General features: G+C 70.4%; 13 protein-coding genes. 3 read left to right on the top strand and 10 right to left on the bottom strand.

Annotated features, from left to right (window positions below; all coding sequences use genetic code 11):
• Nucleotides 1–30 precede the first annotated feature (30 nt).
• The 3 genes from A7B18_RS15270 to A7B18_RS22045 form a co-directional block, all read right to left on the bottom strand.
• Complete coding sequence (locus tag A7B18_RS15270) at nt 31–2,202, bottom strand: family 1 glycosylhydrolase (protein WP_102127563.1); 2,172 nt, start codon at nt 2,200–2,202, stop codon at nt 31–33.
• A gap of 349 nt (nt 2,203–2,551) precedes the next feature.
• Entirely contained in the window at nt 2,552–2,677 is a 126-nt protein-coding gene (locus A7B18_RS22905) for a hypothetical protein (protein ID WP_281260165.1), read from the bottom strand.
• Nucleotides 2,678–2,679: 2 nt separating this feature from the next.
• Entirely contained in the window at nt 2,680–2,847 is a 168-nt protein-coding gene (locus A7B18_RS22045; protein WP_180970187.1) for a hypothetical protein, read from the bottom strand.
• A gap of 46 nt (nt 2,848–2,893) precedes the next feature.
• Here A7B18_RS22045 and A7B18_RS15265 point away from each other — a divergent pair, with 46 nt between their 5' ends.
• The gene (locus A7B18_RS15265; protein WP_102127562.1) at nt 2,894–4,771 is read left to right on the top strand and encodes an SARP family transcriptional regulator; all 1,878 of its coding nucleotides are present in this window, start codon (nt 2,894–2,896) and stop codon (nt 4,769–4,771) included.
• Between the two features lie 284 nt (nt 4,772–5,055).
• On the opposite strand, the gene glf is transcribed toward A7B18_RS15265, so the two are convergent.
• The 3 genes from glf to A7B18_RS15250 all read right to left on the bottom strand — a co-directional run bounded on the left by glf (nt 5,056) and on the right by A7B18_RS15250 (nt 9,008).
• Nucleotides 5,056–6,201, bottom strand: a complete 1,146-nt coding sequence (glf, locus tag A7B18_RS15260) for a UDP-galactopyranose mutase (RefSeq protein WP_102127561.1) — start codon at nt 6,199–6,201, stop codon at nt 5,056–5,058.
• Complete coding sequence (locus tag A7B18_RS15255; RefSeq protein WP_425430336.1) at nt 6,194–7,369, bottom strand: glycosyltransferase family 1 protein; 1,176 nt, start codon at nt 7,367–7,369, stop codon at nt 6,194–6,196. The genes glf and A7B18_RS15255 overlap by 8 nt, the downstream gene beginning before the upstream one ends.
• A gap of 742 nt (nt 7,370–8,111) precedes the next feature.
• Nucleotides 8,112–9,008, bottom strand: coding sequence for an alpha/beta fold hydrolase (locus A7B18_RS15250; RefSeq protein ID WP_102127559.1), 897 nt, complete (start codon nt 9,006–9,008; stop codon nt 8,112–8,114).
• Nucleotides 9,009–9,167: 159 nt separating this feature from the next.
• On the opposite strand from A7B18_RS15250, the gene A7B18_RS15245 reads away from it, so the two are divergent.
• Complete coding sequence (locus A7B18_RS15245; protein ID WP_102127558.1) at nt 9,168–9,716, top strand: TetR/AcrR family transcriptional regulator; 549 nt, start codon at nt 9,168–9,170, stop codon at nt 9,714–9,716.
• 136 nt (nt 9,717–9,852) lie between these two features.
• Here A7B18_RS15245 and A7B18_RS15240 read toward each other — a convergent pair whose 3' ends face one another.
• Entirely contained in the window at nt 9,853–11,415 is a 1,563-nt protein-coding gene (locus A7B18_RS15240; RefSeq protein ID WP_102127557.1) for a bifunctional metallophosphatase/5'-nucleotidase, read from the bottom strand.
• A 149-nt stretch (nt 11,416–11,564) separates the two neighbouring features.
• On the opposite strand from A7B18_RS15240, the gene A7B18_RS15235 reads away from it, so the two are divergent.
• On the top strand, nt 11,565–12,230 hold the full coding sequence (locus tag A7B18_RS15235) for a Nif3-like dinuclear metal center hexameric protein (protein ID WP_102127556.1): 666 nt from the start codon (nt 11,565–11,567) through the stop codon (nt 12,228–12,230).
• Here A7B18_RS15235 and A7B18_RS15230 read toward each other — a convergent pair.
• The 3 genes from A7B18_RS15230 to A7B18_RS15220 all read right to left on the bottom strand — a co-directional run bounded on the left by A7B18_RS15230 (nt 12,227) and on the right by A7B18_RS15220 (nt 14,707).
• A complete protein-coding gene (locus tag A7B18_RS15230) occupies nt 12,227–13,204 on the bottom strand; it encodes an aldo/keto reductase (RefSeq protein WP_102127555.1) in 978 nt (325 codons plus the stop codon). The two genes, A7B18_RS15235 and A7B18_RS15230, sit on opposite strands and share 4 nt — an antisense overlap.
• A gap of 143 nt (nt 13,205–13,347) precedes the next feature.
• Nucleotides 13,348–13,812 (bottom strand): organic hydroperoxide resistance protein, encoded by a 465-nt coding sequence (locus A7B18_RS15225; RefSeq protein ID WP_102127554.1) that lies wholly within the window; start codon nt 13,810–13,812, stop codon nt 13,348–13,350.
• Between the two features lie 91 nt (nt 13,813–13,903).
• On the bottom strand, nt 13,904–14,707 hold the full coding sequence (locus A7B18_RS15220; protein WP_180970186.1) for an MOSC domain-containing protein: 804 nt from the start codon (nt 14,705–14,707) through the stop codon (nt 13,904–13,906).
• Between the last annotated feature and the right edge of the window lie 157 nt (nt 14,708–14,864).

Genomic DNA, 14,864 nt, shown 5'->3' with positions numbered 1-14,864 from the left:
GCCGTTCCCCCCTCCTGGCAGGGGCGGGGCTCAGTCCGCGGCCAGCATCTCCCGCTCGGCGCTCTCCACGTCGGCGCTCCAGCGGGCGAGGGCGGGCGCGAGGTCCGGCATGAGCCAGCCGCGCTCGCTCGCCAGGGCGCTGGAGGCCGGGCGCGGGGCGGGGAGGCCGAGGGCGGAGCCGGGCACCTCCTCGACGAGAAGGGGGTCGAGGCCGCAGGCGCGGGCGATCATCCGGGCGAACTCCGCCCAGCTCACGGCGCCCGCGTTGGCGAGGTGCCACAGGCCGCCCGCCCCGTCGATCAGGAGGTCGAGCACTCCGTGGGTGAGGTCGGGCACGAAGGTCGGCGAGACGATCTGGTCGCCCGCCGCGCGCACGGGGCGCCCGGCCCGCAGTTCACGCCGGACGTGGGCCGCAAAGTTCTGCCCGTCCCGGGGACCGAACAGCGCGCCCGTCCGCACGACGAGGGCGTCCGGCAGGGTCTCCAGCACGGCCCGCTCGGCGGCGAGCTTGGAGCGCCCGTAGGCGTTCAGCGGCCCCGGGGTGTCCGACTCGACGTAGGGCTGGCTCTTACGCCCGCCGAACACGAGGCCCGAGGAGAAGGTGAGCAGCCGCACGCCGCTCTGCGCGCACGCGCGGGCGAGCAGGCGCGGCCCGAGGGCGTTCTCGCGCTCGTTGCGGGGGTCCGCCTCCGCGTCGTCCACCCGCACGTATCCGGCGGTGTTGAGGACGGCCCAGGGGCGGTGCTCGTCCAGCGCCCGCTCGACCGAGGCCGGGTCGGCGATGTCGAGGTCGCGGCGGGAGAGCTGCCGGTAGGGCAGGCCGCGTCCCTCGCACGCCCGGGCGAGGGCCCGGCCCAGGGTGCCCGCCCCGCCCGTGATCAGGAGGGGCGGTCCGGCGGGCTTCTCCACACGCACCGGGCCGTGCGCCGGGAAGATCAGCCGCTCCCCGCGCCGCCACCAGCCGGGGCCCCGCAGCACGGGGTGGGCGGGGTCGCGCCCGGCGGCGAGGTCGCGGGCGAGGCCGAACAGGGCGGTGGGGCGCGGCTCGGGGGCCTGAACGTCCCACAACCCGCTCTCGTAGTGGCCACTCCGGCGGGTCAGCAGACTGTTCCACTCGAAGGCGCCCAGGGCCGCCCAGGCGGTGACGGCGCGCACGTCGGCCCCTTCCTGCCGGACGGCCTGTGCCGCCCGCCACGTCTCGTGCAGCCAGCGGAGCTGCTCCTCGCGGGTGCAGCCCAGGTGGACTTCCGTGATCGCCAGGGGCAGGCCGTAGCGCGCGTGGGCCTCGCGCAGCCGCTCTCCGGGGCCGCCCAGCCCCTCGCCGCGCACGCGCACGGCCTCCACGTCGGCGTAGCGGTGCCGCCCGTTGCCCCCGTGGGTGTGGGGCGGGTAGCGGTGCAACCGCTCATCGAGGAATCTCTCGCTCGTCACGTAGACGTTCAGGCCCACGATGTCGGGCGGGCAGGGGTGCTCGGCGAACCAGCGCAGCTCGCGCTCGTCCACCCCGGCCCAGCGCAGGTAGCCCCAGAGGGGGTGCGTCTCGTCCACCCGGCCCAGCAGGAGGTCGAGGCTCAGCCAGCGCCGCTCGTTCTCGAAGTCGGCCTGATAGCGCAGGGCGGGCGTGCTCGACGTGTGCCCGAGGTCTTCGGTCTGCACGAGGCGGGCCCCCGGGTTGACCTTCCTGATCTGCGCCATCGCCAGCACGGTCGCCCGGAGCTGGTGCAGCAGCGCCCGCCAGAAGCTCGCCTCGTCGCGGGCATGGGGGTACCAGTGGCCGTACAGCGCCGAGAAGCGCGCGGTCGTCAGCGGTTCGTTGACGGGCGTGTACATCGTCAGGTGCGGGAAGCGCTCGGCCACCGCCCGGGCATAGGCGGCCACCCCGTCCGCGAAGCCCGGGTCGAGCAGATGCGTGTGAAAGGGCCCGCTGCCGTGGTGAACGAGGCCGACGATGGGTTCCAGCCCGTGCCCGGCGAGGCGGGCGAGCCGCTCAGCGCCCCAGCGCCAGTCGGCGTCCGCGAGGTCGCCCGGCGCGGTGCGTTCCCACAGCAGCGGAAAGCGCACGGCCTTCGCGCCCGTGGAGGCGAGGCGGTCGATGTCGTGGGGTCGTCGGTCGAAACCGCCCAGGACGAGCTGGTCCATCGTCTCGTCTCCGACCCGGCTCACGGTGGGTTCGACGCCCACCCACAATTCCAAGTTGTCCATCGAACTTCCCCCTGCCGCGTTCGCCCGACCCGCTCGGCGAACGCGCCGGGAACACGGCCCCCTCCGGCCATGTCCCGGACCCGAGTGCTGCAACGAATGTTCCTTCAAGGACTCTCCTGGAAGGGAAGGCGGCGTCGCCGGGAGGGAGACCGGGCGCAGATGGCGCCGGACTTCAGGCCCTCCCGGGCGAAAGACCTGTCGGGCATTGTGCCGTGCGGAGGATGGGGGAAGGGCATCAATGGCGAATGAAAAACTTAATATTCCTGACGGGGGAAGCTCATACACCGGGCCAAAGGAAAACCTCCCGGGCGGGAGGCACCGGGAGAAACGGCGTGTGAAGGGGTGTATTCTAACGTTGACCGAAGTCGACCGCTCCGCCGAGCATGATGGGCAGGGTCGGACGAGGAGTCGCCTGCACGGGCTGCACCGGCGGGGCGGGCTTGTCCTTGGGGCGCTGGGGCTGGGGGCGCGCCATATTTATTGCCCGAAGTCTTTCGCCCCACCCTGCGCGCCGGACACCCCGGTTTGTTCCTGAACGCTCCGTTGACCGAAGTCCTTGGCCCCGGCGGCCTGTGCCAACGTCAATGCACTCGTCAGGATAGCAATGAAAACCAGGCCAGCCTTCCGTCCCGTGTCGCTTTTCATAGATTCAAGGTAAAGGAAGAGTCGTATAAGAACTGGGGATCATGTGATGAGCGACGTCGAGGAAAAGTTCGAGGCCGGGCAGTATGAGGGGGTCGTCACGCTCCTGAGCGGGAGGGCGCGGACCGCGCGTGAACACAGTCTTCTGGGGATCTCGCTGCTCAACACCGGGCGGCTGGAGGAGGCTGAACTCGCCCTGACCAAGGCGAGCCTGCTGGGGGACCCCGAGGGGCAGGTCGAACTCGGCAACGTGCTGCGGCTGCTGGGGCGCTTCGAGGAGGCCGCCTCGCACCTTCAGACGATGGCGCCGGGGCTGAGCGGAGAAGTGCTGCTCCGGTGTCTGCGCTGGTGGGGCGTCGCGGAGTTTCAGGCGGGGCAGACGGCGGAGGGCCTGCGGCGGGTGGAGCGGGCGTGGCACGGCTACGTGGCGCTGGGGAACGAGGAATGGACGGCGCGGGTCACCGTCTCGCTCGCGCAGATGTACACGCTGCTCGGCAATCCCAGACGGGCCAAACTGCTGCTCTCCGAGGCCGTGGGCGTCTTGCCCACCCTGCCCGACCCCGCCCCACGCCTGAGCGCCCTGCGGAACCTGCTCGAACTCCAGATCGCCCACGGCGAGTTTGCCGAGGCGCGGGAGACGCTCTGGGAGGCCAAGCGGACGCTCAAGCAGGCCGACTCGCCACGCCTGCGGGCGCTGCTCATGACGAGCGAGGCCGAGCTCCTGCGTCTGAACGGCGACTACCCCACCTACATCCACGTGCTCGAAGAACTGCGGCCTCTTGCCGAGAGCCTGCAAGACCACAACCTGCGGGTCTGGGTGGTCTCCCGCCTCGCCGAGCACCAGAGCCTCGTCGGTCAGCACGGCAGGGCGGTGGACACGCTGCTCGGCTTCGGGAGCGTGCCCGCCGAGTGGCCCGCCGAACTCTGGGCGACAAGCGGGGTGGTCGCCCGCCGCCGGGGTGACCCGGCGAGCGCGGTGGCCGACCTGGAGCGGGCCGCGCAGATGTTCCGGGAGGCGGGCACCAGCCCCGAACTCGTGCGCGTACAGCTTCACCACGCGGCGGCGGCCCTGCAACTGCGGCAGGAGGCGACGGTCGCCTCGGCGCTCAAGGAGGCCCTGACCCACATGCTGCGGCTGCGGCAACTGGGCGAATTCCGCCCCGACCTGGAAGAACTGAGCGAACTCCTGCACTACGCGGTGCTGGAGCCCGAGATCGCGCCCTACATGGAGCCGCTGCTCGACCGCCTCGCGCACCTCGCGGGGGCGCCCACCCTGCCCGAGGACGGGGTGATCACCGTGCAGGTGCAGACCCTCGGGCGGCAGGCGGTGCACAAGGACGGCGAGGAGGTGCGCTTCACCTACGGGGGGACGGTGCCCCTCCTCGTGTACATCACCCTGAGCCCAGGGCGGACGCGGGCGGAGATGCAGCTCGACCTCTTCCCGGAAAAGGACCCCAAGAGTGGCGCCGCGTACATGCGTCAGTGCCTCAAGGAGCTGCGTGACCGGCTCGGCGCCCAGATCGTGCGCTTCGAGGGACCGCACCAGGCGCCGCGCTACTTCCTGGGCCGGGACGTCCACGTGGACCTCGACCTGCACGCGTTGCGGGAGGCCCTGGCCCGCAGGGAGACGGCGCGCGCCCTGGCCCTCTACCGCGGCCCCTTCCTCCCCGACCTGGAGGACAGCGAGTGGGCCGAGGGCCTGCGCGACGAGGCGCTGCTGGCCCTCACGCTGGAATTGCGGCGCCAGATGGAGCGGGTGCAGGCAGAGGGCGACCACCGCCGGGTGGTCCTCCTCGCCAACCAGTACCTGCGGATCGACCCCTTCGAGAGCGAGGTCCTCGAGCTGCGGCTGCGCGCCGCCGAGACCTTCGCCCCGCCGCACGAGCTGGCGAAGTATACGGCGGACCTGCGGCGGCTGTTCAATTAGGGCAGCAGTCAACTGGGGCATCAGGCACAAGAACGCTGTCATGCTGAGCGCGGCGAAGCCTCTCCACGCTCAACATGAGCCTCTTCGCTCGCGCTCCCCTCCGGGGCCTGACACGTCAAGAAGACCACCTTTTCCCATCGAACGTCGCGGAAGGCAGAAGGCGAAGAGGACCGCCCTCGGCCCTCTGCTCCCCTCCACACACCTCGACGAGGGACCTGCTGAGGCGGAAAGGAAGCACCCGCCCGACGCCTTGGCTGGCCGGGCGGGTGTTCACCTTCCTGGGGTCAGCCGACGGGCTGGACTTCGGGCTCGGGCGTGACCGCCGTGAGCTTCTTGTAGGTCGTCAGCGCCTGGGCGACCACCTGGTCCATGTTGTAGTAGCGGTAGGTGGCGAGGCGGCCCACAAAGGTCACGTCGGGGCGCTCGTCGGCCAGCGCGGCGTACCGCTTGTACAGTTCCTGGTTCGCGGGGCGGGGGATCGGGTAGTAGGGGTCACCCTCGGCGCGCGGCAGCTCGTACACGACCGACGTGTGGCGGTGCTGCTGCCCGGTGATGTGCTTGAACTCGCTGATGCGCGTGTAGGCGTAGTCGTTGGGGTAATTCACCGTGCCGACCGCCTGGAACTGCTCTACGGCGTGCGTCTCGTGGACGAATTCCAGGCTGCGGTAGGGCAGCTTGCCGTAGCAGTAGTCGAAGAAGGCGTCCACCGGCCCCGTGTAGATCATGTGGCCGTAGGGGATGAACTCCGCGATCTCCCGGTAGTCGGTGTTCAGCATCACCTTGATGTTCGGGTGCGCGAGCATGTTCTCGAACATCCGGGTGTAGCCGTGCAGCGGCATCATCTGGAACGCATCGGCGAAGTAGCGGTCGTCGCGGTTCGTGCGCGTCGGCACCCGCGCCGTCACCGAGGCGTCGAGTTCGCCGGGGTCGAGGTCCCACTGCTTGCGCGTGTAGCCCCGGAAGAACTTGTTGTAGAGGTCGCGCCCCACCTTGCTGACCACCACATCCTCCGAGGTGCGCACCTGATCGACCTTCTCGGCGACCGAGGCAAAGAACTCCTCGACCTGGAAGGAGGTCAGGTTCAGGCCGTAGAGCCGGTTCACCGTGTCGAGGTTGATCGGGATGGGCAGGAGTTGACCGTCCACGCTCGCCAGCACGCGGTGTTCGTAGGGCCGCCACTTCGTGAAGCGCGAGAGGTAGTCGATCACCTCCCGCGAGTTGGTGTGGAAGATGTGCGGGCCGTAGGGGTGGATCAGGATGCCGTCGTCGTTGTAGCAGTCGTAGGCGTTGCCGCCGATATGGGGCCGCCGGTCGACGATCAAGACGCGCTTGCCGCCTGAGGCCAACCGCTCGGCGAGGACACTGCCCGCGAAACCCGCGCCCACGATGAGATAGTCGAAGCCCTGCCCTGCGGAGGTCGGCTCAGTCATCGGCCACCCCCGCGACGGCCACGCGCTCGGCGGCGGCCTGCTCGATCAGCGCACTCATCTCGGCCCAGGTGCGGTCCCACGAGAGGGTGGCGAGGTAACGGTCGGCCCGCTCTCTGCGCTCCTCGGCGGCGGGGGTGCCCGCCTCGGTGAGGGCGGCGGCGCAGGCGGCCTCGAAGGCGTCCACTCCGTCGGCCACCCGCACGAGGTCACGCTCGCCGTAGGGCCGGATCACGTCGCGGATGCCGGTGGAGACCACGGGCACTCCGGCGGCGAGATACTCGGGCGTCTTGGTCGGGCTGATGAACTCGGTCGCCTCGTTCAGCGCGAAGGGCAGCAGCGCCACGTCCCAGTGCGCGAGGTAGGTCGGCAGCTCGGCGTACTTCTTCATGCCGAGGTAGTGCAGGTTCTCGCCGCGCGGCAGCTCCTCCGGGTCGATCTTCACCACCGGGCCGAGAAGCACGAACTGCCACTCCGGGCGGCGGCGGGCCAGCTCACCGAGAAGGGCGATGTCGAATCTCTCGTCGATCACCCCGTAAAAGCCCAGGCGGGGGCGGGGCAGCCCCTCCTGGTCGGCGGCGTCCTCGGGCCCGGTCCGCGCCCGCATGAAGTGGGGCACGTCCACGCTCGACGGGAAGGGGTGGGCGCTGTCGTGCTGCTCGCACTTGGACTCGTACAGGCGGTGGCCGCCGGTGAACACGAGGTCGGCCTGCGCGAAGAGCCGGGCCTCGCGCTCCCGCAGCTCGGGAGACGCGCCCTTGAAGTTGGCGAGTTCGTCCATGCAGTCGTACACCGTGACGCGTGGACGCAGACCCGAAGTAACCGGCAGCTCCATCGGCGTGTACACCCACAGGTCGTAGGTCTCCAGGCCCTCGTCGCGCACGAACTCGCCGAGCAGCCGCGCCGTGCGGGTCTGGGACTGCGCGGGGCTGTGGCCCTCCTCCACGTGGGGGGTGAGCACGGTCACGCCGCTGGCGTCGACCTTCGGCTCCAGACGGTCGGGTCCGGCGCCGAAAATCGGTTCCTCCACATAGAAGACCCGGCGGGTGCGCGCCGCGCGGGTCATCAGGTGTTGGGGCCGCTGAAACACGAAGTCCCAGCGGAGGTGCGAGATCACGATCAGGGCGGGAGCCTCGACACGTGAGCCGGTGTTCAGACTGATCTTTTTCAAGAGAAGCTTCCTCCCACGGGAAACAGGTGCAGTGGGTCTGACCAATGCCTGACGAATATGTTCCTGGAAGCAGAACATAGGCTGAGAATTCTCACGGAGGCGGAACAAACAATGACCTTCGCCTCCGGAGCCGGGGGCCGAAAGGTGCCCCGGAACCTTCCAGAGATTAGCGGCTCCAGAGCGCCGAATTTGGGTGAATTCCTTTACAGGTCTCCAGAGAACCTGGAGCAATACTTCACATACTCGTCTAGCCGTCTAGCCACCGGGGCGAGTCGCGTCGTATCGTAACCGGTTTCTGCTGAGCCTACCCGAACCGCCATAGGGTGGCTGAGGGCGGCCAGAGACGGGGACAGGTGGCCCCTTCCCCCGACGGCTCAAGACCGAGCCTGCACAGAGGATCAGGTGCCGTGCTGCCGTCAGATCGGGTGCGCCGAAGCCTGCTCACGCTGTGAGGCGACACATTCGCCGGGTGAAGGGAATGAGTTCCTTGGGCCCGGAGACGTTTTCCTGCCTCAGCTACGGTTGGCGGGAAATGGAACCTGGCGAACGCCGGGACCACCCCCTGTTGACCGCGAACGCGACGCGGCGGCGCTGGTGGGTGGGCGGTCCCGAACGTGGGGGAGGGTGAGGGATGGACACGCTGTTCTCGGTCCTGAGGGGCCTGCTCACGGGGGCGAGGGCCATCACGGGAAAAGGAGGGCGCCCCAGCTCTTCGGTCCGGGCGTGCCCTCTCCTCTCCGGGTCAGCGGACTGTGCGGGCCCAGTCGAGGATCGCCCGGTTGGCGGCGTCGGCCTTCTCGAAGATCGCGGCGTGGGCGGCGCCGGGGATGACCACCAGCTTCGAGCCTGCGATGTTCTGCGCCATCTTCAGGGAGAATTCGGGCGGGTAGACGGTATCTTCGAGCCCCTCGATGATCAGGGTGGGCACGGTGATGGTCTTCAGGGTCGGGATGGAGTCGGGCCGAGTGGCGAGCACGTTGGCCCCCGCCACGTCCGCCGCCACGCTGGCCTGCTTGACTATGTTGGTGAGGAACGCGGCGTCGGCAGGGCGGCGCGTGCGCGTCTCGCCCGTCAGCATGTCCTTGAGGAGTTCGGGCGCCAGGGACTGCGGGCCGTAGGTGCTCGCCTTCTGCGCCATGCCCTTCCAGAGGTTCTGCTCGACGATGCTCGCCGGATTGGCGATGGTGTCGATCAGGATCAGCCCCAGGAAGCGCCCCGGGGCGTGGCGGTACATCTCGAAGGCGATCGGGCCACCCATGCTCATCCCGCCGATGATCGCCCTCTGGACGCCGAGGCGGTCCATGACGGCCAGGGCGTCCTGCGCGTAGGTCTCCAGGCTGCCCGGGGCGCCCGCCGGAGCGGTGCTGCGGCCATAACCCCGGTGGTCGATGGTGATCACGCGGTACCCGGCGGCGGCCAGCGCGTCACGGTTGCGCGAGAACAGCTCGCCGCTGAGGGGGTAGCCGTGCAGCAGGAGCATCGGCGTACCGCTCCCCTGCGAGACGTAGTGGATGCGGGCACCGTTGATGTCGAGGTCACCCGACTGCCCGGCCCCGGCGCTCCCTCCCGCGAGGGCGGAGCCGAGCAGGGCGGTCGTCAGGGCAGCGAGGAGCAGCGGGCGGCGGGGGTGGTGCGACATAGAGCCTCCTTGGGAAAACAGGCGAAAGGGGACCCTGCCAGGCCACGGCTTGCGCCCGGAGTTCCACTCAGTCAGCTTTCCAACTGAGAGTAGGCCCGGGAGCGGCTCGCGGGGTGCGGGCGGACTTCATGGCATCTTGAACCAGGCAGGAGGTGAGGGATGCAGAGCAAACGGGAGCACATCGTGGCCGTGGCGCTGCGGCTCTACCGGGAGAGCGGCGTGGCGGGCACGACCCTCAAGGACGTGGCCGGGGCGGCGGGCGTTCCCCTGGGCAACATGTACTACTACTTCAAGACGCGAGAAGACCTCGTGCGGGCCGCGCTCGACGCCTGCGAGGCGGAGTTGCTCGACCTGCTCGCGCGGCTTTCTCCCCTGCCCTCGCGCGCGTGGTTCGAGGCGTACTTCGACTGGCTGCTCGCCGACCCGCCCGGCGCGGCGCAGTTCGGCTGCCCCTTCGGCACGCTGGCGGGCGAGCTGCGCGCGCTCGGCGACCCGGCGGCGGCGCGGGCGGGGCAGACCGTCGGCCTCTACCTGGGCGCCCTGCGGCAGCGGACGGTGTTGCTCGGCCTGCCGCCCTCGGCTGGAGACGACCTGTTCACCGCCGTCCAGGGGGCGTACACGGTCGCCCGCGCCCTGAACGACCCGGAGTTTTTCCGGCAGAGCGTGTTGCGGATCAGGGAGGGGGCGCCGCAGTTCGGGCGGGGCTAGACGGTCCCGCACAGAACGTCGTCACGCCGAGCCGGTCTTGCGCCGCAGGCTCCAGGGCATGTGCTCCGTGCTCAGGATGACGGAAGAGGGACGCGGCCACCCTCCATGCCGCGCCCCATCCCCTGCTGGAGTTGCCTTACTTCGGCTCGTTCTGAATCACGATGCGCCCCTCGTTCTGGGCGTCGGTGGTCGGGCGGGCCCGGAGGTAGTTCACCAGGATGTCGATGTCGAGGGTGCCCGTGTCGAGGCGGCGGCCCCTGGCGTTCTTGAACACGTCGAAGCCGTCGCCGCCCTTCGCGGTGAAGGTGTTCATGGCGACCGTGTAGGTCTGGGTATCCACGAGGGGCTGGCCGCCGACGGTGACGGCGGTGACGCGGCTCCCGGCGGGGCGGGTGGGGTCGAAGGTGTAGCTCATGCCGCGCGAGACGTGGAGGAACTGGCCCTTGTTCTCGCTCCAGGTGGCGACCCCGTGCTCCAGGGCCTGCCGGATCTCCGCGCCCGTCAGGTCGAGGACCGTCAGCGTGTTGCCGAAGGGCTGGACGGTGATCGCCTCCTCGAAGGTGATCGGGCCCGCGTCGATGCTCGACCGCACGCCGCCGCCGTTCACGAAGGCGACCGTGGCCCCCGCGTTCTTCGCCGCGTCGAGGGCCGCGTCGGCGAGGACGTTCGCCATCGTGCTCTCGCGGCGGCGGACGACCTCGCGGGCCCCGTTCAGGCCGTTCGCGGTGGTGCCCACGACCTGACGGCGCAGGGCGGCGATGGGCACGCTGAGGGTATCGATCATCCGCCGGGCGGTGGGGTCCTCCGGCAGGTCGGCGGAGACGACGATGGGGTTGCCCTGAAAGCTCTCGACCGCGCCCGCGTCGTTGAAGGTCACCTGGAGGCGCCCGAGCACCTTGCCCCACTCCCACGCGGCGACGAGCAGGGTGCGGTTGCCGTCGGGGTTCTGCACGACGGTGGGGTACGGTCCCTCGCTCGGCGGGAAGTCCTTGTTGTCGAAACTTCCGAGCAGGGTGTGGGAGTGCCCGCCCACGATCACGTCGAGGCCGGGCACCGTCCTCGCCACCTCCTGCTCGAGCGTGTAGCCGAGGTGCGAGACGAGGATAATCTTGTCGATGCCCTGGTCCTGAAGGGCCTTCACGCTGGCGTTCAGGCTCCCGGTGAGTTCGAGCATCTTCACATTCGGGCCCGGCGACGAGATCAGCGGCAGGTCGGGCGTCACCGCGCCGATCACGCCCACCTTCTGCCCGCCGACGCTCAGGACCGCGTAGGGCTTCACGAGGTCCTTCAGGAGCGGCTCGGCGCTGAGGTCGAGGTTGGAGGCGAGGAGGGGAAACTGCGCCTTCTGCGCGAAGCGGGCGAGGGCCTCCGGGCCGTTGTCGAACTCGTGGTTGCCGACCGCCATCGCCTGATAGCCCTGGTAGTTCATGAAGAGCACGTCGGCGAGGCCCTGGTAGACGTTGTAGTAGAGGGTGCCCTGGAAGGTGTCCCCGCCCGAGAGCACCAGGGGGTTGGGATCCTGCGCCGCGTAGCGCCGGACGAGCGCCGTCTGGCGGGCGTAACCGCCGTAGGTGCCCTCCCCGACCTTGACGGGATCGACGTGCCCGTGCAGGTCGTCGGTGTGGAGGATGGTGACGGTGAGGGGCGCGGCGGAGGCGAACCCCAGCAGCAACGCGGCGGAGAGAAGGATGTGCTTCATGGCGCGCTCAGTATAGAGGGCCCTTTTCTCATCCCGGGCCGATTCGCGCGGGGGGTGGCGGAGGACGGCGGGCCCGGCGGGGAGGCAAGACTCTCGCCATTGCGTGATTCCACGCGGCGCCCGGTCCGGGCGAAAGGCAGGCTGACCCGGTGAGCGCCCGCCTCGACGATCTGGCCCGCTGGCTGCACGTTCATCTCGACGAGCCGCGTCCCCTCTTCCGGGCCGGGCCCCCGGAGGTCGCCTCCCTCGGCCTCGCGCTCGAACCCGCCGACCTGCCGGACCGTGTGGAGGTGGACGCCCTCTTTCTCCACCGGGCGCTGCGGCTGGGAGGCGCCCTGCCCGCCCTCGGCGTCCTGAACGCGCACGACGGCTTCGACCTGCAACTGACGACCGGGCCCAACCTGCGCCTCGCGGGTCGATTGGGCTGGCAGGAGGTGCGGCCCCTCTTCTGGCAGGGTCGCCCGGTGGGCCTGACGGCCACGCCGCCCGAGGGGGAGTGGCGGGCCTTCCACCGGGCGCTGACAGACGAGCTGCGGGGCGAGGACCGCTCGTGGGGCCCCGTGGACCCGTCCCGCGTGCGGGTGGCCCTGATGAACGCGATGAACCCGGAGCTCCTCGGGCTAACGCACTCGCTGGGGGTCAACGTCTACCTGACGGGCCAACTGCGGCCCTCGGCGCAGGAGGCGGCCCGCGCGCTGGGGCTGGGCGTGGTGGCACTCGGGCACCGCCGCACCGAGCTGTGGGGATTGCGGCAACTGGCGCGCGAGCTGGAGGCGGCCTTTCCGGGGCTGAGGACGGAGGTGTACCCGGGCTAGAGGCCGAGCACGGGGTGGGGCACGTAGGGTTCCTCCAGGGCGCGCAGGTCCTCGGGGCTGAGGCGCACGTTCAGCGCGGCCACGGCGTCTTCGAGGTGGGGCATCTTGCTCGCGCCGACGATGGGGGCCGTCACGCCGGGCTGGTGGAGGAGCCACGCGGTCGCCACCTGGGCGGGCGACACGCCCAGTCGCCCCGCCACCTCGACCACCCGGCGCTGGACGGCGTAGTCGGCCTCGGTGTGGTAGAGCGCGTGGCTGAAGCGGTCGCTGCGGGCGCGGGTGGTCTGGGCCTCGCCGCCCGCGGGGCGGTTCCCGGCGAGGAAGCCGCGCGCCAGGGGGCTCCAGGGGATGACGCCCACCCCGTCCTCGCGGCAAAGGGGCAGCATCTCGCGCTCCTCTTCCCGGTAGACGAGGTTGTAATGGTTTTGCATGGAGACGAAGCGGGTCAGACCGTGGAGGTCGGCGACGTGCTGCATCTTGGCGAACTGGTAGGCCAGCATGCTGCTCGCGCCGAGGTAGCGCACCGCCCCCATCCGCACGAGGTCGTGCAGGGCCGTCATCGTCTCCAGGATGGGCGTCTCGGGGTCGAAGCGGTGAATCTGGTAGAGGTCGATGTGGTCGGTGCCCAGCCGCTTGAGGCTCGCCTGCACCGCGTCCATGATGTGCCCCCGCGAGAGCCCCCGGTCGTTCGGCCCCTCCCCCATCGGGTTGAAGACCTTGGTGGCGATGACGACCTGATCACGCCGGGCGAAGTCGCGCAGGGCCCGGCCCAGCACCTCCTCGCTGGCGCCGAGGGAATACATGTCGGCGGTGTCGAAGAAGTTGATCCCGAGTTCGAGCGCCCGGGCGACGAAGGGGCGGCTCTCGTCTTCCGGGAGCACCCAGTCGCGCCACGCGGGGTCGCCGTAGGTCATGGTGCCCAGGGAGATGCGGGAGACCTTCAGGCCGCTTTGTCCGAGACGCGCGTAGTCCATGCGGCACCTTACCCCGGGGGCCGACGCGGTTTACCAAATCGCGGGGCAGCCCTCTGCTCCACCTCGCACCCGCGCCGGGGATCAGAGGGAGCGAAAGGAGGCGCGGAGCCCCGAGTCGGACTCCGCGCTCCCGACCTTTCTGCTCACGCCTGCTGTTGAACCTGCTCCTGCCCTTCCTCCACCAGCCCCTCGTCCTCCAGCACGAGGCGCACGTCCACGTTGCCCTGGAGGGCGCGGCTGAAGGGGCAGAGCTTGTGGGCCTCGCCGATCATGTACTGCGCGCGCTCGCGGGTGAGGTCGGGCAGGACGACCCGCAGCTCCACGTCGAGGACGTAGCCGAGGTCGTCGCGCATCAGGCCCACCACGCCCGTGACGCGCGAGGAGCCGAAGGAAATCTTCTCGCGCCGGGCGATGGCGCCGATGGCGCTCTGGAAGCACGCGGCGTACCCGGCGGCGAGGAGCTGCTCGGGGTTGGTCCCCACCCCGCCGTCGCCGCCGATCTCCTGCGGCACGCTCAGCTTCACGCCGAGGTGGTGATCCGGAGTCTCGATGTATCCGGCGCGGCCCCCGTGCGCGGTCGCCTGGGTCGTGAACAGCACTTTGCTCATAAAACCTCCTGGAGGCCCACCGTAGGCGAGCCGCCCACCCCAGACGGTCAGACCGCCCACCGTGTGAAGGTTCCGGCAGGCTCCCGGTCGCTCACGCCCCCTCCTCCCGCCGCAGCACGGTCACCGGGTCCCCCAGCGCCACCTCCCCCTGGGCGGTGTGGACGAGGTTTTGCCCGAACTCCACCAGCCTTCCCCGGCGCCGGTAGCCTGCCAGGGTCCGCAGCGGCTCGCCGCCCATGCGCCCGTCCGAGACATTGAGCACGCTGCACCGGGCGCACGGCTCGACCACCTCGAACTCCAAGCTTCCGACCCGGATGCGCCGCCAGCCGTCCTCCTCGTAGGGGGCGCCGCCGCGCACGACGAGGTTGGGCCGGAATCGCTCGGGCGTCACCGGCTCCCGCAGGCGGCCACTCAGGTCCGCGACCGACGCCTCGTGGACGAGGTGGAGGGGGTTGCCGTCCGCGAACCCGATGCGCGCGGTGCCGAAGCGCGGGTTCATGCGCCGCTCGGCCTCCTCCGGGAAGAAGACCAGGGCCGCCCGCGTGCCCAGGTACGCGCTCCACCACTCCGCCGCCTCCCCGCCCACGACACGGGCGTGCACGGGCTGGTGGAAGATGTGGACCAGGCGCGGCGGCCCGCCCGGCTCACGCGGCACGGCCAGGGGGGGCAGGCCCGGCGCCGTCACGCGCAGCCCCCCCGGCGTCAGCTCCACCCCGACGAGACTCATGCGCGGGCATTCCCGCTGGGTCACCTGGCGGCCCGCGGCGTCCACGACCATCCAGCGGCGGTCGAGGTCGAGCCCGAACAGATCGAGCCGCGAGCGGTCCAGCGCCACGCCGCGCGCCGACTTGATGGGGTAGATGTAGAGGCCGGACAAGGCGAGCGGGGGGGTCATCGGGTCTCCTAGGAACATTCAGGGGTGAACGTTCAGGTGCGAAACAGCGTCTCCGGGGGCAGCGTCTCCTCCAGGGCGGCGCGCCACCCGCCGAGGTCGCCCGTCCCCGCGTGGGCCGCGCGCAGGGCGAGCAGGGCGGCGCCCGCGACCGGCTCGA

The sequence above is a fragment of the Deinococcus planocerae genome (assembly GCF_002869765.1).
GTDB classification, from domain to species: domain Bacteria; phylum Deinococcota; class Deinococci; order Deinococcales; family Deinococcaceae; genus Deinococcus; species Deinococcus planocerae.
This window is presented reverse-complemented; position numbering and strand designations above follow the sequence as displayed.